Annotated in this window: 16 protein-coding genes; 14 read left to right on the top strand and 2 right to left on the bottom strand. The window is 48.3% G+C overall.

The window, feature by feature from the left end:
• Window positions 1-190: 190 nt before the first annotated feature.
• The 14 genes from BM607_RS08255 (at window position 191) to BM607_RS08315 (ending at window position 18,668) form a co-directional block, all read left to right on the top strand.
• Entirely contained in the window at window positions 191-1,240 is a 1,050-nt protein-coding gene (locus BM607_RS08255; RefSeq protein WP_006083256.1) for a rod shape-determining protein, read from the top strand.
• Window positions 1,241-1,284: 44 nt separating this feature from the next.
• Window positions 1,285-2,295: a rod shape-determining protein MreC gene (mreC, locus tag BM607_RS08260; protein WP_071938707.1), complete on the top strand. Its 1,011-nt coding sequence runs from the start codon at window positions 1,285-1,287 to the stop codon at window positions 2,293-2,295.
• Window positions 2,292-2,780, top strand: coding sequence for a rod shape-determining protein MreD (gene mreD / locus BM607_RS08265; RefSeq protein WP_006083254.1), 489 nt, complete (start codon window positions 2,292-2,294; stop codon window positions 2,778-2,780). The genes mreC and mreD overlap by 4 nt, the downstream gene beginning before the upstream one ends.
• A gap of 2 nt (window positions 2,781-2,782) precedes the next feature.
• Complete coding sequence (locus BM607_RS08270; protein WP_006083253.1) at window positions 2,783-3,385, top strand: Maf family protein; 603 nt, start codon at window positions 2,783-2,785, stop codon at window positions 3,383-3,385.
• Between the two features lie 229 nt (window positions 3,386-3,614).
• The gene (gene rng, locus BM607_RS08275; RefSeq protein WP_006087039.1) at window positions 3,615-5,081 is read left to right on the top strand and encodes a ribonuclease G; all 1,467 of its coding nucleotides are present in this window, start codon (window positions 3,615-3,617) and stop codon (window positions 5,079-5,081) included.
• Entirely contained in the window at window positions 5,081-9,427 is a 4,347-nt protein-coding gene (locus tag BM607_RS08280; RefSeq protein WP_071938706.1) for a YhdP family protein, read from the top strand. The genes rng and BM607_RS08280 overlap by 1 nt, the downstream gene beginning before the upstream one ends.
• The gene (locus BM607_RS08285) at window positions 9,351-10,181 is read left to right on the top strand and encodes a carbon-nitrogen hydrolase family protein (protein ID WP_071938705.1); all 831 of its coding nucleotides are present in this window, start codon (window positions 9,351-9,353) and stop codon (window positions 10,179-10,181) included. The genes BM607_RS08280 and BM607_RS08285 overlap by 77 nt, the downstream gene beginning before the upstream one ends.
• 112 nt (window positions 10,182-10,293) lie before the next feature.
• The gene (tldD, locus tag BM607_RS08290; protein ID WP_011847928.1) at window positions 10,294-11,742 is read left to right on the top strand and encodes a metalloprotease TldD; all 1,449 of its coding nucleotides are present in this window, start codon (window positions 10,294-10,296) and stop codon (window positions 11,740-11,742) included.
• A gap of 271 nt (window positions 11,743-12,013) precedes the next feature.
• Entirely contained in the window at window positions 12,014-13,408 is a 1,395-nt protein-coding gene (locus BM607_RS08295; RefSeq protein ID WP_071938704.1) for a TolC family protein, read from the top strand.
• Window positions 13,398-14,372, top strand: coding sequence for an efflux RND transporter periplasmic adaptor subunit (locus BM607_RS08300; RefSeq protein ID WP_006083247.1), 975 nt, complete (start codon window positions 13,398-13,400; stop codon window positions 14,370-14,372). Before BM607_RS08295 ends, BM607_RS08300 begins: the two co-directional genes overlap by 11 nt.
• Before the next feature lie 80 nt (window positions 14,373-14,452).
• Window positions 14,453-15,670: an ABC transporter permease gene (locus BM607_RS08305; protein ID WP_071938786.1), complete on the top strand. Its 1,218-nt coding sequence runs from the start codon at window positions 14,453-14,455 to the stop codon at window positions 15,668-15,670.
• A 1-nt stretch (window position 15,671) separates the two neighbouring features.
• Window positions 15,672-16,817: an ABC transporter permease gene (locus BM607_RS08310; protein WP_071938703.1), complete on the top strand. Its 1,146-nt coding sequence runs from the start codon at window positions 15,672-15,674 to the stop codon at window positions 16,815-16,817.
• Between the two features lie 367 nt (window positions 16,818-17,184).
• On the top strand, window positions 17,185-17,340 hold the full coding sequence (locus tag BM607_RS21910; RefSeq protein WP_170927461.1) for a hypothetical protein: 156 nt from the start codon (window positions 17,185-17,187) through the stop codon (window positions 17,338-17,340).
• Window positions 17,337-18,668, top strand: coding sequence for an APC family permease (locus tag BM607_RS08315; RefSeq protein ID WP_071938702.1), 1,332 nt, complete (start codon window positions 17,337-17,339; stop codon window positions 18,666-18,668). The genes BM607_RS21910 and BM607_RS08315 overlap by 4 nt, the downstream gene beginning before the upstream one ends.
• A 137-nt stretch (window positions 18,669-18,805) precedes the next feature.
• Here BM607_RS08315 and BM607_RS08320 read toward each other — a convergent pair whose 3' ends face one another.
• A complete protein-coding gene (locus BM607_RS08320) occupies window positions 18,806-21,307 on the bottom strand; it encodes an Ig-like domain-containing protein (protein WP_071938701.1) in 2,502 nt (833 codons plus the stop codon).
• Between the two features lie 29 nt (window positions 21,308-21,336).
• Window positions 21,337-21,873 carry a ribosome biogenesis factor YjgA gene (gene yjgA / locus BM607_RS08325; protein WP_011847919.1) on the bottom strand — a complete coding sequence of 179 codons (537 nt, stop codon included), beginning with the start codon at window positions 21,871-21,873 and terminating at the stop codon, window positions 21,337-21,339.
• Window positions 21,874-22,045: the final 172 nt, after the last annotated feature.

A 22,045-nucleotide genomic window follows, 5' to 3' on the forward strand; every position in this document is an offset into this window, starting at 1 on the left:
TTTTCGGTTGTCGATATTTTCGTCAATAAACAGTATTTTCCGCTTAAATACTGTTTTTTAGAGGACGATTTGAAAAAAAATCACTTCATTAGCGATTGTTAACCTCCTCGGTCTTGTGGAATCAGGGTGGCATTGATAAAGTTAGCTGATTTTTCTTTTCTTCTGACTCCACAGAATACAGGCTAGTTACATGTTTAAGAAGCTACGCGGCATTTTTTCTAATGATCTATCGATCGATTTGGGTACAGCTAACACATTAATTTATGTTCGTGGCGAAGGCATAGTGCTCAATGAGCCTTCTGTTGTTGCTATACGTGGTGAGCGTGGTGGCTCCGGTCAGAAATCTGTTGCCGCGGTCGGCACAGAAGCTAAACAAATGCTCGGCAGAACGCCTGGCAATATCCAAGCTATCCGCCCAATGAAGGACGGTGTAATCGCTGACTTTTATGTGACTGAGAAAATGCTGCAGCACTTTATCAAACAAGTGCACAACAATAGCTTTTTTCGTCCAAGTCCACGGGTTCTAGTGTGTGTGCCAGTTGGCGCCACTCAAGTTGAACGCCGTGCGATCCGTGAATCAGCCATGGGCGCTGGTGCTCGCGAAGTATATTTGATTGAAGAACCTATGGCTGCTGCGATTGGTGCGGGTTTACCTGTATCTGAAGCGACGGGTTCTATGGTAGTGGACATCGGTGGTGGTACCACTGAAGTCGCGATTATTTCGCTGAATGGCGTAGTGTATTCGTCTTCCGTCCGTATCGGTGGTGATAAGTTTGATGATGCGATCATCAACTATGTTCGCCGTAACTACGGTAGCTTAATTGGTGAAGCCACGGCTGAGCGTATCAAGCACACTATCGGTACTGCTTATCCTGGCGATGAAGTGCTAGAGATCGAAGTCCGCGGCCGTAACTTGGCTGAAGGTGTACCTCGTAGCTTTACACTGAACAGCAACGAAATTTTAGAAGCCTTACAAGAGCCATTATCTGGCATCGTAAGTGCTGTGATGGTGGCGTTAGAGCAATCTCCACCAGAATTAGCTTCAGATATTTCTGAGCGCGGTATGGTGTTAACTGGCGGTGGTGCGTTATTGCGTGATTTAGACCGTTTATTAATGCAAGAAACCGGAATTCCAGTAATGGTGGCGGACGATCCATTGACCTGCGTAGCACGCGGCGGTGGTAAAGCCCTCGAAATGATTGATATGCACGGCGGCGATCTGTTCTCCGAAGAAACCTAATTTAACTTCGGTATAGGGCGGTTAATCACCGCCTTAGCTTTCCTATGAAGCCAATTTTTGTTCGTGGTATTTCAAACCAATTCCGTCTGACACTGGCAATTATTTTGTCGGTGGCCTTGCTTGTGGCTAATCATCGCCTCGATCCTGTGCGGCAAAACCTATCCTCTGTCTTTAGTCCATTACAGTATTTAGCCAGCGTGCCCGGTGCGGCGCTTGACTGGTCATCTGAAAGTTTTGCCACCCGCAATATGCTGGCGTTGCAAAATAAAGAGCTGCTCAGGCAACAACTGTTGATGAGTGAACGCTTACAGCGTTTCGAACACTTACGCCAAGAAAATGAGCGTTTGCGTGCACTGTTAGGCTCACCCGCCTATCTGGATTCGCGCAAGATGGTGGCCGAAGTGTTAGAGGTCGCCAGCGATCCTTTCCATCATTACGTGGTGCTGAATCACGGTTCCCGTAGCGGTGTATTTGTCGGTCAGCCCGTGGTGGATGCGCAAGGAGTTGTTGGCCAAGTGGTGCAGGTCAGTGAAATGACCAGCCGAGTGTTATTGCTCTCCGATGTATCACACGGCTTACCTGTGCGTATTACCCGTAATGATGTGCGCCTTGTCGCCAATGGTACGGGTGAGCTTGATGAGATAGAACTGCGCCATGTGGCCAAGAGTACTGACATTCGTGTCGGCGATTTATTAGTGACTTCAGGCTTAGGCAATCGTTTCCCCGAAGGTTATCCCGTTGCGCGAGTCATGGAGGTTTTGACTGAAGATGGCCAAAGTTACGCTCGAGTCACGGCCCAACCGTTAGCCGCTTTAGATCGTATTCGTTATGTGTTGTTGATTTGGCCGTCTCCCGATTCGGGTGTGACCTTGCCTAATCAGCCCACAGTCCCTGCTGCGGATCATTCGCTTATCGAAAACTCATCAAAAATAGGCAGTGCTAGTCCTGCGGAAGGCACATCTGCAGACGCGACTAAGCCTGTGACTACACCCGCAGCCACTGTGGCCAAACCGGCAACGGAAACCACTCCTCCAGCGACTGAGGTGCACCAATGAGTTTTCAAGCCGCCAATGGGCGCTTCATTGTTTGGGTGACATTATTTATCGGCGTGATCAGCCAGATTATGCCTTTGCCGAGTGTGGTCGATGCTTGGCGTCCCGACTGGTTGTTGATGATTGTGCTCTACTGGTCTATCGCATTACCCCATAGATACAATATTTTAACTGCTTGGGTCTTAGGCCTAGTGTTGGATATTTTATTGGGTGCCACCTTAGGTGTGCGCTCTTTAGCGATGTCTTTGGTGATTTATGTCGCCATCTTGCATTGCCAGCGATTGCGAAATTTCCCTAAGTGGCAACAGTCGTTGGTGATCATGCTGCTCATTTGTATGTATCACTTAGTGATTTACTGGGTCGAGTTTGTCATGCAAGAGGCGGTCTTCGATACGGATCTATTCTTACCTGCGATTTCAGGATTAGTGATCTGGCCTTGGATATTTTGGATTCTACGTCGGGTTCGACGTCATTATAAGGTTCGCTAACTGTGGATTTAGTTTTAGCTTCAACTTCGCCACGTCGCAAAGAATTATTGGCACACATTGGACTCGGTCGTCCTGAGTTTTGTTTCACGCAAGTGGCTCCAGATATCGATGAAACCGTGCAGCAAGGTGAAGCGCCAAGGGATTATGTACGACGTTTAGCCGCCGAAAAAGCCCATGCTGGACTGGCATTATGCGCAGATATGTCACAGCCTGCTGTATTAGGTTCTGATACTATCGTTGTGCTTGAAAACCAAATATTAGGCAAACCACTGGATGTGGCCGATGCTAAGCGTACGCTCATTGAATTATCTGGCCGAACGCATACAGTAATGACCGCTGTGGCGCTGACTTACCAAGCAGATGCAGATTTAAGCTTCAAAACCTCAGTGCGCTTAGTCGAAACACAAGTGCGTTTTTGCGCTTTATCGGCCGCCGATATCGACGCTTATGTCGCTTCACAAGAGCCAATGGATAAAGCCGGTAGTTACGGTATCCAAGGACTTGGCGGTTGCTTTGTGGCTGCGATTGAAGGCAGTTATTCTGGCGTCGTGGGTTTACCTTTGGTTGAAACACGTGAGTTGTTAGCCGAGGTTGGGCTGATTTAACGCCTTGTTACTGGTATTGCGGCTTGAGGTTAGAATGAACCTTGTGGAGGTTTTAGGCTCTTAATCGAGTATCTCCATGAAGTTACCCTTAGCCTTGATCCTTTATTCGGTTTTCATGCTTAGATAGTGGGTAACTTCTAGTTTGTAACTTCGATTAATTAATCTAGTTTCCCGAATGGGGTGAGTCGTGAATACCAGTCGCTTAAATCCAAATAAAATACAGCGCAAGATGGGTTCAGAATTACTGATCAACGTAACCCCCTCTGAGGCGCGCGTAGCCTTAGTTGAGCATGGCGTGCTGCAAGAAGTGCACATTGAACGCCGGATGAAACGGGGTTTAGTTGGCAATATTTATAAAGGTAAAATCAGCCGTGTGTTGCCCGGTATGCAAGCCGCCTTTGTCGATATTGGCTTAGATAAAGCCGCTTTTCTACATGCGTCCGACATAGTGCCGCACACTGAATGTGTCGCCGATGTTGAGAAAGGTCATTTTGTTGTCCGTGATATCGCCGAATTAGTCCGTCAAGGACAAGACATTATGGTGCAAGTGGTTAAAGATCCGCTGGGGACTAAGGGCGCACGCCTGACTACCGATATCACTTTGCCTTCCCGTTATTTAGTCTTTATGCCTGGCTCTAGCCACGTTGGCGTTTCCCAGCGTATCGAGCTTGAAGAAGAACGCAGTCGCCTTAAACAAATCACTTTGCCCTATGTCGATGATGACGGTGGTTTTATTATCCGCACCGCCGCTGAAGGCGTGGGTGAGGATGAGTTATCCCAAGATGCGGCGTTTTTAAGGCGTGTTTGGTCAAAGGTCAGTGAGCGACGTAAGCGCAGTGGCGTGTCGCTCTTATACCAAGATTTAGCCTTACCTGTGCGGATTGTGCGTGACTTTGTTGGCACTGAGCTTGATCGTATTCAGGTCGATTCTCGCCGTACCTTTGCCGAGTTGCAGTCCTTTGCCCAAGAGTTTATGCCTGAAATTGCCGAGAAGATTGAGCATTATTCAGGGCCTGCGCCAATTTTCGATCTCTACGATGTGGAGAACGAAATTCAACGTGCGCTTGGTCGTAAGGTTGAGCTCAAGTCTGGTGGCTATTTGATTATCGATCAGACCGAAGCCATGACGACTGTGGATATCAATACTGGCGCCTTTGTTGGGCACAGAAATCTTGAAGAAACCATTTTTAATACCAATCTCGAAGCGACCCAAGCGATAGCAAGGCAGTTACGTCTGCGTAATCTCGGCGGCATCATTATTATCGATTTTATCGACATGATGACGGCGGATCATAAGGCTCGGGTGCTCAGCAGCTTAACCAGTGCTTTATCTAAAGACAGAGTGAAAACCAATGTGAGCGGTTTCTCTGGCTTAGGTTTAGTTGAAATGACCCGTAAACGAACTCGTGAGAGCTTAGAGCACGTGGTTTGCGGCGAATGCCCCGCCTGCCATGGCACGGGCAGCATGAAGACGGTTGAGACCGTTTCCTATGAAGTGTTTCGCGAAATCATCCGCTTAAACCGCGCCTATGATGCCGATGAATTCCTGTTGTACTGTTCGCCAGCCGTGTATCAAAGCCTGCATACCGATGAAAATCATCTGATTGCTGAACTTGAGGTTTACATAGGTAAGCGTATCCGTTTGCAAAATGAGCCTATGTACTCACAGCACAAATACGATGTGGTGATGATGTAGTGGCGGCACCTTTTACTGCAAAAAAACTAAGTCGTTTTTGTTGGCAATTTATCGCGCTAATCTTAGTGCTATTTGCGCTTGCAGTGAGTTTGATCCGTGGCTTATTGCCGCAGGTTGATGGGGTGCGTCAGCAACTGGTTGATTACGTAAAAAGCGAATATAAGGTTGATGTGCAAGTGGGGGAATTATCCGCCCACTGGCAAGCGTTTGGTCCGGCAATTAACATAGATAATCTAGTGATCCCGCCGCAGGAACAACTGCCCGTCACTTTGATTATCAAGAATGTGCAAGTGAAGTTAGATTTTTGGCAATCGCTGCTGACCTTCACGCCGCGTATCGAAGATGTCAATTTTGATGGTGTCCATATCGCGTTAAACATGGACAAGCTGACCGAAAATAATCCTGCCGCAACCAATAAAGCGCCGCAAGTTGATTGGCTCTATGCATTATTGCTCAAGCAACTCGACAGATTTTCGTTAACCCATGCCACAGTGCAGCTGCTCAGCTTGCGCCAAGAGTTTCGCCCGATCCATATTCGCCAGCTAAATTGGCGCAATAACGGCGAGCGTCACCGCGGTGCAGGGGAACTGTATCTTGATGATAATGCCTCTGAGCATGAATCTCTGGGATTACAGTTAGATCTCAATGGCGATGGCGCGAATCCCGACAGCTTAACGGGGCAGATTTATCTGGCGGCTAACTCATTAGACTTAGGTGAGTGGGCATCGCGTCAGCCTAATCCCTATGATGCGAGCAAAAAATTACCCTTAGAAGGGGTCGTTAATCTTAAGGCTTGGCTTACGTTTGCCGATCGCAGTATCAGTTCTGCCATGGTGCATTTTGAGCCGAGCTGGTTGCAATGGACCTTAAAGGAAGTGCCACAACGATTTGAAATCCAAGCGGGTGATATCGTTTGGCAGCCAAAGGACTCAGGCTGGGAAGTACAGAGCTCAGGGCTCGACTTTGTCACTAACGGTGAGCATTGGCCGCAGTTAACGCTGGCGGCTAAGCGTCAACATGACGAATTCTTTGCCTATGTGAATCAAGTTAACACTCAAAACCTGTTACCCCTGTTACCGCTATTCCCCGGAGTCGATAAAGCCATATTACATCAATGGCATGCTTTAGCGCCTGAAGCCAGTATTGGGCCCATTCGACTGTATCAAAAGGCCGAACAGCCTTTGCTCGCTACTTCTGAGGTGAAACAGTTACATTGGCAGAAGGTCGACGGTATCCCCAATACTCATCCTTTAGATCTGAACTTACATTGGCAAGACAAGACGCTGTATTTCTCTTTGCCTGCACAAGTTTATACCGTGGATTTTGGGGATGAATTTTCGGCGCCACTTGTCTTTAACGGTGCGGCAATTGATGGTCAGTTCAATACTGCAGAGTTGAGTTTAAATCTGCCGCAGTTGCAGCTTGAGAACGATGATATAGGCTTAGATGCTGCGCTTAAATTGGATTTCAGTGCTGCGGCGCATATGGCGCTGGCTGCTAATGTTCATATCAATAATGTCGCCAATGCCGACAAGTATTTCCCCAATAAGACGATGGGTGAATCACTGGCCGAGTATTTGGATACAGGACTTAAAGCGGGTCAGACCCAAGATGCGCAAGTTGTTTGGCGTGGTCCGTTAAACGGGTTCCCCTTCGATGACAATAGCGGCGTGTTTCAAGCGGCATTTACTTTAACGGATGCCCAATTCCAGTTTCAACCCGATTGGCCTGCTGTCACAGACTTATCCCTTAATGCTTTGTTTGAAAATGCTCGTATGGATCTTTGGCTCAACCAAGGCAAGCTAATGAACGTGGATGCCACGGGGGCCCATGTATTTATTCCCGCGATTGGCGAGCACACGCTGCTGAGGATTGAAGCTGAACTTGCTACCCAAGGCAGCGCGGCGACTAAAGTGTTACAAGCCTCGCCTTTGGCGGGTTCAGTGGGTAAAACCTTAGATGTCGTGCAAGTACAAGGCGCTGTGACTGGCAATTTGGATATCAGTATTCCGCTGTATGACGGAGGCACAGAAGATATTCGTGGTCAAATTAGCTTTGATAACACGCCTGTGTATATTGCCCAGCCCGGACTGCAGCTCAATGGCGTAACGGGTATCGTCGACTTTGCGAATGAGGTGGTGACAGGTAAAGGTATTAAAGCGCGTTTGTTCGAACAGCCGCTCAACTTAACCTTTGATACTCAGCCTAAAGGCAAAGATTTTGGCCTTAATCTATTACTCAAAAGTCGTTGGGATCTGAATCGTCTCCCCGAAGAATTGCATAATCCTTTGAGTGATTTTTATCAGGGTAAAATCAGTTGGGACGGCGCTATGACTATGCTGTTTACTGAAAAAGGTTACCAAATTCAAGCCAAAGTGACTTCGGATATGCTTGGCACTCAACTGTCATTCCCGGGATATTTTGCCAAACCCGAAGATGAGCCGCGGCCCTTAGTCGCTGAATTTGTTGGCGATCAAAATGATGCGACCTTAGATCTGAAGCTAGCGAGTCATGCCGAGTTTATCGGTGGTTTCGATGCTGAAAAAGGCGCTAATTTTAGTTATTTTGATTTGTTATTGGGGCGTTTATTCGATGAGGATGAAGCCCGAAATACTGAAAAAGGTCATATTCAAATTGACCTTGGCAAAGCGAAATTAGCCGACTGGTTACCTGTGATTAATGCCTTTGTTGGCCAAGAAAAATTACCCAAAACCGGCATCCTCGTCGACGATATTGCCCATGACAGTTTATTCCCTGCTGTGGCGAGTATCGATTCCCATATTGGCCGCCTTGACCTTTTAGGGCAACAGCTGACCGAGCTTAGGCTCAATGCGAAACCCAATGAAACGGGCTGGCGTTTTAATACCGTTGCCAACGAATTTGACGGCTGGGTCGATTTCTATCCCAATTGGCGAACCCAAGGTCTCAAAGTTGTGGCGAGTAAATTCTATTTTTCACCTGAGGTTAAGCAGGATACTGATGCCGATTTTGCCAGCGATCAAGTGCTGACGAACCTGCCACCCGTGGCCGTGAATGTGGAAGATTTTCGTTTCTTCGATAAACCTTTTGGCAAGCTAGTCTTGCAGGCGAGCCCACAAGCGGCGGGCTATAAAATCCAAACCCTGTCGTTGACTACGCCCAATGTGACCTTGCAGGGCAGTGGTATTTGGCAACAACAGGCAGGGCAGAATAAAACTGATCTGAGTGTTGAATTGAACGCCACTCAGTTTAATTATCTCTCGGCTCAGTTGGGCATAGATCCCGGCGTCAATGAAGCACCATTAAAGGTTAACGCGGATTTATCTTGGCAAGGTGCGCCTTATGCTTTCTCCCTTGAAACCTTAAATGGCAAGGTGAAATTTGACTTAGGCAAAGGGCATTTATCTCAGGTGAGTGATAAGGGCGCACGCATTTTCTCCCTGTTCAGCTTAGATTCTCTGGTGCGTAAACTGTCGCTGGATTTCACCGATGTCTTCGGTCAGGGCATGTATTTCAACTCCTTCAATGGCAATCTGCAAATTGATAATGGCGTGGTGAAAACCACTGATACCGAAATGGATGCGATTGCGGGCAATATGAAGGTCCGTGGCTATACGGATCTCACCACTGAAAGTTTGAATTACGATATCCGCTTTGTGCCACAATTGGCCTCGAGCGTACCGACAGTGGTATTGCTCAGTACCAGTGCGTGGACGCTCGGTCTGGGCGCATTTGCCCTGACAAAAGTGCTTGAGCCTGTGATTGAAGTAATTTCAGAAATTCGTTTTCGGGTGACTGGCACTATGGCTGAACCTGTGGTTGAAGAGCTGGAACGTAAGAGTAAAGAGATTGAAATTCCTGAGGCTATTCTACCTGTTGTCGGAGTTGAGCGCCCAGCAGCGCCAACCGAAGCTGCGAGTCATAACGCCGATATCACTCAGCCGGTAGAAGCTAAATCGACCGAATCTCAATCAACAGAAGCTAAGCCAACTGAAACTAAGTTAATTGAAGCTCAGTCAACTGAAGTCAAACCAAGCAACGCTAAATCTGAGCCACAGCTTCAAGAAGCACAATCAGAAGCGCTTGAGCCACAAGCAGTTAAGCTTGAAAAGGCCAGAACTGAAGAATCAAAGTCAGAAGAGCCAAAGCCAGCCACAGATCAAATTAAAGCGCCCTATTTAAAGTTGGTGCAACCTCAAGCGACACCTTCGTCTGAAGCCCCAGTTTTACCCGCCACACCAGAGAATCAGCCAGCAGTAGAACCGATTAAGCAAATTCAGGGAGATCAGAATGCACATCAGCCTGTTGCAATGTCAGAGCAGTCGCGACGTCAGCGCCAATATGCTGTTTATCGAATCGCAGCTTAACGAACTCAAACGGGATGCCGATGCGCCCCATTTAGTCGTGTTGCCCGAATGCAGTTTACTGTTTGGTGGCCACGAAAGTCAGCAACTCGCCTATGCGGGTGATGCTCATCAGAGTCCGCTCAAATCGGCGTTAAGTGCACTGGCCGCCAAATATCAGGTATTTATGGTGGCAGGCACTATTCCGGCGCTGGCTGAGGATGGCCGCGTCTATAGCCGCAGTTATCTGTTTGATGATAAAGGTGATACTTTAGGGTATTACGATAAGCTGCATCTCTTTGATGTGGATGTTGCCGATGGTACAAAACAATATCGTGAGAGCGAAACCTTCTGCCCCGGTGATCACATTATCGTTATCGATACACCTTTTGGCAAAATTGGCTTAGCCATCTGTTATGATTTACGCTTTCCCGACTTATTTAGGGCGATGCGTCTTGCGGGTGCCGAGATCATTACCTTGCCGTCGGCCTTTACCAAAGTGACCGGTGAAGCCCATTGGCAAGTATTGTTACAGGCCAGAGCGATTGAAACCCAATGCGTTATTCTTGCCGCCGCTCAGTGGGGACAGCATAACGAAGGCAGTCGTGAAACTTGGGGGCAGAGCATGATAGTCGGTCCTTGGGGCAACATTTTGGCTGAACGTAAAACGGGTACGGGTTGGGTGCAGGCCGAGGTCGATTTAACCGAATTGCACAGTATTCGCCGTAAAATGCCAGTGATGCAGCATAATCGTTTCCTTGAGCCAAGCTTGAAATAACGCCCGCACTGGCGAGCGGCAATACCGAATTAGACAGCGATTTACGTACAGAATTAGTACAGCGAATTTACACTCAGAATATCAAGATCCCTTGGGGTCAAAGAGAGCATAGATGCCATTTTTAGCACAAGTAGAGCAAAGTTTATTGAAGAATGGGTTAGCGTTAGAGGGTCTGCAAACCTATCTAAACACCATACATCAGCACAAAATCGATTATTCCGATCTCTATTTTCAAGGTAGTCGCCACGAGTCTTGGGTGCTGGAAGACGGCATCATTAAAGACGGTAGTTTCCATATCGAACGCGGTGTGGGCGTGCGTGCGATCAGCGGTGAAAAAACCGGTTTCGCCTATGCCGATGATATTACGCCAGCAGCCCTAAGCGCTGCCGCTCATGCCGCACGCGGCATTGCCAGTGCCGGTGAGCAAACTCAGGTTCAAGCCTTTAAACGTCAAAAAGCCTTGGCATTATACGACAGCTTAGATCCGATTGCGGCGATGGAAGAAGTCAAAAAAATCAATCTGCTGAAAGAAGCCGATGCTTTTATTCGCAGTCTAGATAGCCGCATTATTCAAGTCGTTGTTAGCCTTGCGGGCGTGCATGAAGAAATCCTTATCGCTGCTAGCGATGGCACTTTAGCGGCCGATATTCGTCCTTTGGTGCGCTTTAACTGTAGCGTGATCTTAGAAGAAAACGGTAAACGTGAACGTGGCGGCGCCGGTGGCGGTGGTCGTCATGACTACGGCGTGTTAATGGCAAGCGATGACACTGGTTTACCTATGTGCTTCGCCTTTGCCCGTGAAGCTGTGCGTCAAGCACAGGTCAACCTTAACGCTATCGATGCGCCAGCGGGCGAAATGCCAGTGGTGTTAGGCAATGGCTGGCCGGGTGTATTACTCCATGAAGCAGTTGGACATGGTTTAGAGGGCGACTTTAACCGTAAGGGCAGCAGTGCTTTCAGCGGTAAGATGGGTCAGTTAGTCGCCTCTAAGTTAGTGACTGTGGTCGATGATGGCACCTTGCCTAATCGTCGCGGTTCACTCAGCATCGACGATGAAGGTGTTCCGACTCAAAGAACTGTATTGATTGAAGACGGTATTTTAAAGGGTTACATCCAAGACAAACTCAATGCTCGTTTGATGGGCGTTGCGCCAACGGGTAATGGTCGTCGCGAATCTTACGCGCATTTACCTATGCCACGTATGACTAACACCTATATGACGGCGGGTGAGTCGGATCCAAGCGAGATCATCAAGTCAGTGAAGAAGGGCATTTACGCCCCGAACTTTGGCGGTGGCCAAGTGGATATCACTTCGGGTAAGTTTGTGTTTTCCGCATCCGAAGCCTATTTGATTGAAAATGGTGAAGTTACACAAGCCATTAAAGGCGCCACTTTAATCGGTAACGGCCCTGAGGCAATGAGCCAGATTTCTATGGTCGGTAACGATATGGCTTTAGATCAAGGTGTTGGCGTTTGCGGTAAAGACGGTCAAAGTGTCCCTGTAGGCGTAGGCCAACCCACCTTGAAGTTAGATCGCTTAACTGTGGGTGGTACGGCTTAGTATTTGTTCAGCTTGAAGATGCGCGATGGCAATAAGCGTGGTAATAGGTAAGGCTCGATTCGGCTTCGGGCTCATGCGGAAAGGTATGCTCATGGCTATGTTACAGTGCATGAGCATGTTGAGCGCTAAGGAGCAAAACTGAGATAAATCGCCTTAGTCGCTCGGTCGAAGAGTACTAGGTTCGATCCTCTGTGATCGTCCTTCTAGCCGCTTACCATGATGGATGTTATCATTCGCAAAGGAAATTAGAGTAACTACTCTAGAGGTGTTAATGAAACTATCACGTGTGGCTTGGCTGTGTTTACTGCCCTTGCCTTGTTTATTGCCTTTGGCTGGCCATGCCCAGCCCACGAGCTTCACCGACGCTTGGCAACAAGTGCTGAAGGTGAGCGACAAGTTGCAAGCGCAATCCCAGGAAGTTAATCGCGCTAAAGGTGAAGAAGAGGCGGGCGAGAGCTTAAATCTGCCTTCTTTAGAAATTCACGGTAGCTATACTCATCTAGATAAACCGATAGAGTTTGATTTAAAAGAGTTAAATTCAGTTATATCTATCCCGCCTTCGCTGGGGGGCATCATTGCGGGTATTCCCCCGTTGCCCTTAAGCGAGCAAGATATTTTTAATGCTAGTTTGCAGGCTATGTGGCCGATTTATACGGGCGGGCAGATCACCGCAGCCCAAGGCATACACGCGGCTATGGTGGCTGAGAAGCAACAAGAATTACAGCTTGCCACCCGTGATTTATTTACCTTGCTGGTGGACAGATATTATGCTGTTGATGTCACGCTGGCATTGGTGAACACCCAAACCGATCTCGTTGGCTCTTTAACTAAGCATGTTGATCATGCGCTAGCGTTAGAGCGAGAAGGGCAAATAGCTAAGGTTGAGCGCCTCAATGCGCAGGTCGCGTTAGACAATGCCAAAGTCAATTTAGGCAGCGCTCGCCGTCAACACGAAATGGCAGTTATTGCCCTGTCGCGCATGTTGCAGCAAAGCGATGTTGGCACAGAGTCACCTCTATTTGTCTTGCCGCATGCGCCGTCTTTGGGTCAGCTCACCCAAGTGACGCTGAGCCAACATCCTGCACTCAAATTACTCGAAGCAAAAGAAGCTCAAGCAAACGGTTTAATCTCATTGGAAAAAGGCAAATACCATCCAACGGTCTTTCTCTTTGGTAACTATACCTTGTATGAAGAAGACACTTTATTGTCGAGTATTACGCCTAACTGGATGGTAGGTGTCGGTGTAAATATCCCTCTGCTCAGCCGCGATGGCCGCAGTGGTAAGGTCGAAGCTGCCAAGAGTGCACTCTTGCAAGCCCGTTACACCAAAGCACAAACGCGGCAAGACTTGAGTCTGTTACTGGACCAAAGCTATCGCCAATTATTACAGGCCGAAGAAGAAGTGACGGCGCTCGATACCTCACTCGAACTCGCCACCGAAAACCTGCGACTGCGGGAAATCGCCTTTAATCAAGGGCTTTCAACTTCTATCGACAGAGTCGATGCCGAGCTGAAACTCAGCGCAGTTAAAACTCAACAACTGGCCGCCCGTTATCGTTATGTGCAAGCCTATGCCAGATTAATGGCCATCAGTGGTCAATTAGATGAATTTATCGGTCGTACCATAGCCCTTACCCAAGTGCAGGAGACAAAAAATGCGCGCTAACAGAATACTTGCCCTTGTGGCGTTGGTCGCATTAGGCCTTATCTTGGCCTATGGCCTCAAGCTGGCTTACAGTCCGCAGCCGAGCCTGTTGCAGGGCCAGATTGAAGCCCGCGAATATAATGTCTCCTCTAAGGTGCCAGGCCGTGTTGAGCAAGTGCTGGTGCGCCGTGGTGACAGTGTGGCCGAAGGGGATTTGCTGTTCGCCATCAACAGCCCTGAGTTGGATGCTAAGTTGATGCAAGCCGAAGGTGGCCGCGATGCCGCTAAAGCGATGCAGCTTGAAGCTAACAACGGTGCCCGTAGCCAAGAAGTGATGGCGGCCAAAGAGCAATGGCTCAAGGCACAGGCAGCGGCAACGCTGGCTAAAACCACTTATACCCGCGTCGAAAATCTCTTCAACGAAGGTGTGGCCGCGAGACAAAAACGCGATGAAGCCTTTACCCAATGGCAAGCGGCGAAATACACAGAGCAAGCCGCATTAGCCATGTACCAAATGGCGCAGGAAGGCGCGCGGGTCGAAACCAAAGCTGCTGCCGCCGGGAACGCCCGTATGGCCGAAGGTGCGGTAAAAGAAGTCAACGCCATTATGCAAGATAGCCAAATGCGTGCGCCTAAGTCGGGTGAAATCAGCGACGTGCTATTGCAGGCAGGTGAATTAGCGCCTAGCGGTTTTCCGATTGTGAGCCTGATTGACATGCAGGATTCATGGGCCGTGTTCCAAGTGCGCGAAGATCAACTTAAGCGCTTCAAGCAAGGCCAAAAAGTTCAGCTGAATATTCCCGCGCTCGGGCAGGATGTGGAATTTACTGTGTCCCATATCAGCGTCATGGGCGATTTTGCTACCTGGCGCTCTACCGAAAGCGGCCACGATTTTGATATGCGCACTTTCGAGATGGAATTGCGTCCAAGCCAGCCGATTGCCGATCTGCGTGTCGGCATGTCTGTGCTGCTGCGCAGTGAGTAAAAGCCGTGACTGAACGCACGCCCAACGCTAACACAGTCGACAAGACTAAAGCTGAATCACAGCCATCGAGCAGAAGCTTTATGGCCTTGCTCATCGCGTTAATTCGCCGTGAACTCAGTGCCCTGTGGCGCGATCCTTGGCAGTTGGCGCTGATCAGTTATATTCCGCTGATCGGGATTTTCTGCCTGTGGTGGCTATTCAGTGCAGGCTTACCAAGGCAACTGCCGGTGGCGATTGTCGATCAAGACCACAGTCAATTAAGCCGTATGCTGACCCGTCAGCTGAACGCAAATCCTGTGACTGATCCACAAAACTTCACCGATTTAGCCGCGGCGGTGTCGGCGATGCAGCAGGCGAAAGTCTACGCTATCGTGGTCTTTCCCTATGATATGAAAAAAGATTTGCTCACTGGCCACAAGCCCACCATAGATGTGCGCTACAACAGTCAATTTTTGCTGGTGGGTAAGTTACTCTCAAGCCAAATTCAGTTGAGTCTGGGTGATGGTTTGTTGCAAGTAGCGGGCTTAAAACAGCTCGCCAACGGTACACCTAAATCCCAAGTGGCAGTCAATTTAAGCCCAATCAAAAGCCAAACAACGGCTTTGTTTAACCGAAATAACAACTATATAGGCTTCTTAGTGCCGCCAGTGCTCGTTGCGCTGTGGCAGTTGTTATCTATGTTGGTCATGGCCAACAGCTTAAATCGAGAGCTGCATTTAGCGCCCACGACTCAGGTCAATGGCATATCGAATACCTTAACCGAGCATTTTTGGCCTAAGGTGCTGGCGAAATTAGTGTTGTTTACGCCGATATTGATGCTGCAGGGCGGCTTTATTTTAGCTTGGCTGTACTTGTATCTCGCGCTGCCGATGGCGGGTAGTTTAGCCCTATTGCTGTTAGCGCAATTAGTGATGTTGCTGGCGGTCTGGAGTGTGGTGTTATTAATCTTTGTGGTAATGCGTGACAGTGCGCGGGTTATCAGTTTTTGCACAGCCTTATTTGCGCCCGCTTTTGCCTTTATGGGGATCACTTTCCCCACCCATGATATGCCGCAATTGGCGCAGTGGTGGCGACAGATAATGCCGTCGAGTCACTATATTGAGTCTCATGTGAGCGTCGTCAGTTACGGCGCCGCTTGGCCGAATGTGGCGAGCCAGCTCAGCAGTTATTGGGGCTTTATCTGTTTACTGCCTTTGATATATTTGTTATCGCGTAAATTACTGCCCATCACGATCACCGCCAATACTATCGTGACCGCATATGACTCGGACGCAGCCTTACCTGCGAAGGGGCAATAGGATGAACATGTGGCGACTGATATTAACTGAACTTAAGGCCATTATTAGCGATAAAGCGATCGCAGTGACCTTGTTTGGTGGCGTGCTGTTTTATTCGATTTTATATCCTTTACCTTATCTGAACCAAGTGCCTACTGAGCAACAGCTGATCGTGGTGGACTTAGATCATTCGTCCTTAAGCCGCCAGTTGATCCGCCACGCCGACGCCAGTGCAAAAATCCAAGTCATAGGCCAAGTGGGTTCGATTACCGAGGCGAAGCGTTTTATTGAGACGCGCAAGGCCCACGGCTTACTGGTGATCCCAGAAGGTTTCCGCCGTGACTTAATGCTGGGTAAGGGTGTGACGTTAAGTTATGGCGGCGATGCCAGTTATTTCCTGATTTATTCCGCGGTTGTCGAAGGTTTAGTGAGCGCGGGTATGGACGCGGGCAAGCAAGTGCAATTGATTGGCATGTTGGCCCAAGGCACAAATCCGAAACAGGCCCAAGAGAGTGTAAACTCAATTCACCTCAATAGCGTGCCCGCCTTTAACCCAAGCCTAGGTTATACGCCCTATGTAGTACCTGGACTATTTTTGCTGATCTTGCATCAAACCTTGCTCATAGGCACAGGTATTTTAGGGGCAGGGCAATGGCGCCAGAAAGGCTATTGGCAGCAGGTCTCGCCCGTACAACTTTTATGTGGGCGAATACTCGCCTTCATGTTGATTTATCTCTTCTTTACTAGTTTTTACGTCGGCTATTGTTATCACTGGTATCACGTCAGCATTCAGGCAAGTCTGGGTGTTGTCGCGTTATGGTTGTTACCTTTTTTATTGGCTACCGCCGCCGCTGGGGTCGCCATGAGCACCTTGTTTACCCGCCGCGATTTACCGACCCAAGTGCTACTGTTGATTTCAATGCCGATTCTATTCGTGTCTGGTTTTGTCTGGCCGATAGCGCTCATTCCTGAACCACTGGTTTTAGGTTCGCAGTTTATCCCTGCCGTACCCGCAATTATGGGGATGTTAGAACTCAATCAAATGGGCGCAAGTTGGGCGAGTATGATGCCCAAGTGGCTACAGCTCTGGGGCTTATTTGCGGTTTTCTTCGGCTTAGCGATGTTGGGTATAAAGCGCAGAGCGAGATTGTTGGCTGAAGTGGGTTAGTATTTTCTGGCTCATCAATTAAACATCATTCTCTCAGATACTTAATGGCGGAATGCATTCCACATGCGCGCCTTCAGGGTTAAAAATTAATATCTCATCACTCTTTCAAAATCGCGTTAGTCCCCCATCGTTACCTCTTTTATTCAGTTAACTTAATGCTCTCATCGCGCAGATAGCCAGCAAAGTGTCCTTGTTGGGTTGTCTTCTAGCGGGTTTTGGGGGAGAATGCGCGCCGAAAAAATGGCCGAGGTACTCAGTATCTCGGTTATTTTTATTTAGAGAGTATGCGTTTTAAAACAATTGAGGCCGGTAAACATCCGGAAATGATATGAGGTTCGGCTGAACCTATTTTAATGAGGACAAATCAATGGGGCTGTTGTGCGCCGAATTTTCGGTCATTGCCGTAAATCAAGTTGTTGAGTTAGCCATTAAGCCTAAAGTGCTGATGGTGAGTCACATGCCAGAACCAATTGCAGATGCATGGTTAGTTGTTCACCCCTGTGCAATGGGGGCGTGCTCATGAGTCAACACAAACCGGGTTTGAAGCAGACCCTCAATTTATGGCAAGTGGTAGTGATGGGGCTCGCCTATCTCACGCCTATGGCTGTTTTTGACACCTTTGGTATTGTTTCTGAGATTACCTCTGGCCATGTGGCTACGTCTTATCTATTCGCACTGGCGGGAATTTTGTTTACCGCGTTCAGTTACGGCCACTTAGTGCGTAAATATCCCTATGCGGGGTCAGCCTACACTTACGCCCAGAAAACTTTTAGTCCGAATGTCGGTTTTATGGTGGGCTGGTCGTCGCTCCTTGATTATATGTTTATGCCAATGATCAACATGTTGCTGGCAAAAATCTATTTAACTGCCATGTTCCCCACTGTCGAACCTTGGATCTTCATTTTCGCACTCGTGACCATAATGACCCTGCTCAATCTTAAAGGGATTGATCTGGTGGCTAACTTTAATGGGGTGATAGTGTTTGTGCAAATCGCCATTATCCTCGTGTTTATTGGTCTAATGGCCTATAGCATTTCCCTTGGTGAAGGCGAAGGTGCGATTGCAAGCGTGCGACCATTTTATGCCGATAATATGGCGATTGTGCCGTTATTTACTGGCGCCACTATTCTGTGTTTTTCCTTCCTCGGCTTTGACGGTTTGAGTTCGCTGACCGAAGAAACGAAGGATGCGCAGCGTGTTATTCCGCGCGCGATTGTGTTGACCGCCTTGATTGGTGGGGTGATTTTTGTCGGCGTGTCTTATTTTCTTCAGCTTTATTTCCCCGACATTTCCCGCTTCCAGGAGCTTGATGCTGTGTTGCCCGAAATCGCACTCTACGTTGGAGGAAACCTATTCCAGTCCATCGTATTAGTGGCGACTACAGTGGCGGTGTTGGCATCCGGTATGGCTGCCCATGCTGGGGTTGCACGGATTTTGTATGTGATGGGACGGGACAACATGCTGCCACGTAAAGGGTTTGCTTATATACACCCTAAGTGGCGCACCCCTGCATTTAATGTTTTGTTGGTGGGGGCATTGGCGCTGTCTGCCGTATCATTTGATTTGGAAATGGCCTTAGCCTTAGTCAACTTTGGCGCCTTAGTGGCGTTCACCTTCGTGAACTTAGCCGTCATTGTGCAGTTTTATGTGAGGGAGCGACGTAATCAATCCTTTAAGGATCATCTGCAATACTTAGTATTGCCCCTGTGTGGCGCCAGCACTATTGGCGTGCTTTGGGCGAACTTAGAGCCACAGTCATTAGAATTGGGACTAATTTGGGCAGCCGTGGGAGCTTTATATTTAACCCTGCGTAGCATACGTTTACGCCGAATTGTAGAGTTGCAAAATTAGTTGCAGCATAGGATTGTAGAGTCGCAGCTATTACTAACAACTGACAACAGTTTGATTGAGCTGTCATAGTTTTCTAATAAAACGTCCAACTGAAAAGACCCGCATTCGCGGGTCTTTTCAGTTTGCTTAATCGAGTTTTAAAGCGATGGTACTGTGAAACCTAAGTCATCAGTGACCACATTTTTAGGGGTTGTGACTTTCACCGATACACTGGCGTTGGCCGATGCTGTAAATTTCAGCGGCGAACCTAGACTGCCTTTCGCATAAACAGTATTGGGCACTTCGAAGGTTTTAGGCGCTCCAGCACAATCGACGCAAAGTTCGATACTAGTCGTAGCAGGCATGATTTGATTCGCACTGTCGTGGACAAATACTACAAACTCAGAACTAGCACCAACGGCCACAGGTTTGATGTCATTCACACTCGGCAATAACACACCGTCTTGCATCACACTGATATAAGCCTGTGAGCCTGACATACTCATCACTAAGGCTTTGCGGATATAGGTTTTATTGGCTTGGTCTTTGCCACAGAGTGCGCTTTCGCATTGTGGACCGTTAAATTTACCATCGGCAAAACTATATTCTTTTGCTTGAGTATTCCAAAATGGTTCGGCTGAATTCCTAATGCCATCTTCATTGTCATCCCTAAACGCATCACCTAGATCACTAAAACCACTAGGAAGATAGGCTTCGATGTCCATACCATTGCCTGTGCATTTTTTTGCAACGCCTGAATTCGTTAAACAAGCCAAGTCAGTCACAGGCGTGCCATTGATGTCTTTACTGATATCGGCATCATCAAAGATGTTATTGCCATTGGTATCGAAGAAGGTTTCGTGACCTAAGGCATAAGCGAGAATCGTGATGCGGTGATCGGGTACTCGTGCCGTTTGTGAAGTCCAAACGACGCTACAAGTCCCATTTTTAGTTAAACATGGAGAGGTTATGCCACCACCTTCTGTCGTGAAGTTGACAGCAGTATCATCGGGTGCTGGGTTGCCAAAACTATCGGAGGCTCGAATGGTGATCGTTGCGGTTTCACCATTAAAGTCACCTGCTTCTGGATTGAATACTGTCGTTGATAGACTAAACCCAAGCTGTTGCGGTAAGCCGGTATTGACTGTTAGTTGCTCTGACTGGCTAGTGATGACTTCGCTCGTATCAGCGTCAACGGCAGTAGCGACTACGCGCACGGGTGTCGGTACTGTGCCGGATAATACGCGCACACTGGCGATACCTTGGGAGTTAGTCAGGCTTTGCGCATTCGCAGTGCCATTGGCAAAACTTAACCCGCCAACCACAGTGTCTAAGGTAAAGCTGACTTTCTGTTGCGCTGCGGGTTGACCATTAGCGCTGGTGACTTTGAAGCTGACTAAAGAGGATTCGCTTGAACCTGTGCCGCCCGCACCTTTAATGCGAATTTGTGCCGGCTCTGCCGACTCAAAACTTAAGCTGGCAAGTGTTTGGCGTTGCAGTGTGAACGGGAAATTCGCCGTTAGCGTCTGATTGCCGGCCACTGTCGTGGCGATGATTTGGTCGCTACGTTCACTGTTGCCACTGCAACTGGTCTCTTGGAAGGTTGAGCTCGCATTACCCGATAAGGTCGTAACTGGGGTATCGAGTGTCGCACTATTACTGCTGGTGCAATCTGAGCTAAAGCTGATGGAAGAGGGTGTTTGGACTCGGGTAATAGTGCCGTCATTGGCCTCTAAGACTAAACTTGCGGTCACCCCAAAGCTACCACCTGCGCTAATCTTATATGCGCCATTGGCATCGGCCGTTAAGGTACTCACCAGTTTGCCTTCAGTAAAGACAGCGCCATTGAATGAGCCGAGTTTCAGCGTGCCTTCTTGATTGACCGCATCTTTACTCAAGACTTCATACAAACTGCTGGTTTGCAACGATTGACCTTGGTAGTCCACTGTGACAGTGAGGGAGTTTGCCCCTAATTCACTATCACTTGGCGTATAGGGCACCTGCGCAATACCTTGGGTGTTGGTCAGCGCACTTGCAGGATTCAGCGCAGCAGAACCAGCGGTGAACGTCACTTTCGCGCCGTCGATGCCGTTGCTTTCGTTATCGAGCAATATAGCTTGTAGTTGAACCGACTCATCGACTTTGAAGCGAGTCACTAAGGTTGAGCTATTTAAAATACTGGCGCTGAGTTTAGGCGTTTCAATTGTGCTGCCACTGCCTGAACCAACGAACTCGTAGTTACGACTCGCAGTTAATGCGTCGGCATCTGACGGCGTATAGCTAACCGTTGCTGTACCAGCTTCTTCGGTTAACGTAGGGTTAGAAATGATGGCTTCGGCAACGCCATCGGCATTGGTGAGTTTAGTTGCAGGCGCAACAGTGCCTAAAGTGGCAGTGAAGCTAACGAGCTGACCGCTGAGTTTACTCGAGCCTTTTTTTAAGGTGGCGACGGCACAAAAACTAGCATCGGAAGCAAAGCTTAAGTTAGTGGTTGTATCGGCACACTTGCCGTTGACTACAGTTTTATAGCCCAGTGTTAAGCTGTAGCTGTCTGTTGTACCGTCAGTGTCGGTGCCATCTGCGGCGCCGTTACAACCACTGAGCGCTAATGCGCCCAGTAATGCCCAAGAAAATACCGATAACGTTTTGCTAAGTCGCATAAGCAACATCCTTGTGGGGCTGAAGTTAATTAGTCTTGGATTTCGCTGCGTAGATATTTAAACAGCTCTTTAGATGATTTTGATTCTGGACCTTTGGCCAGTTCTTTGGTGGCTTGACGCACCAAAGTACGCAGTTTTTGTCTGTCTAATTGCGGATAATGCTCGACTAAGGTTTGAATTTCATCATCACCTTGGGTGAGTAAGCGTTCACGCATTTTTTCGAACATCTGCAACTTCGCAGTTTCGTTGTTGTTTTTATTCAACACGATAGCGAGTGAGGCCTTGATAGGCTCAATATCAAAATTACGCATCAATTTGCCGATATACTGCATGTGGCGACGATACGCCTCAGTATTGACCTTGATTTTGCGTGTTTGCAGGATAGCGTCGTACAAAAACTCATCCAGCTCGATTTTATCTAGCTGAGTCTTGCTCAGTGAAACAAGCTCCATGCCGACTTTTTGCACGGCTTCGCTGTCACGCTTGTCCGTTGTTTTGCTGCTGACATAATCTTCATCTATGTCGTAGGGCTGTTTAAAATGTTCTGAATCACCAACAATCTTCATATAGATAAAACCTCAAGTAATTTACTGGCTAATAATAACATCTCCAGCCAAAAATCGCCTAGGTGAATGTGCTTATACCCAAGCTACCTGAAGATACGAGTTTCAGAGCGCCTAGGGTGCTTCAATTCAAGGCGCATCAATGACAGAATGTCGGCCACCTTTTGAATTGATG

The sequence above is a fragment of the Shewanella sp. SACH genome (assembly GCF_001887095.2).
Lineage (GTDB): Bacteria > Pseudomonadota > Gammaproteobacteria > Enterobacterales > Shewanellaceae > Shewanella > Shewanella baltica.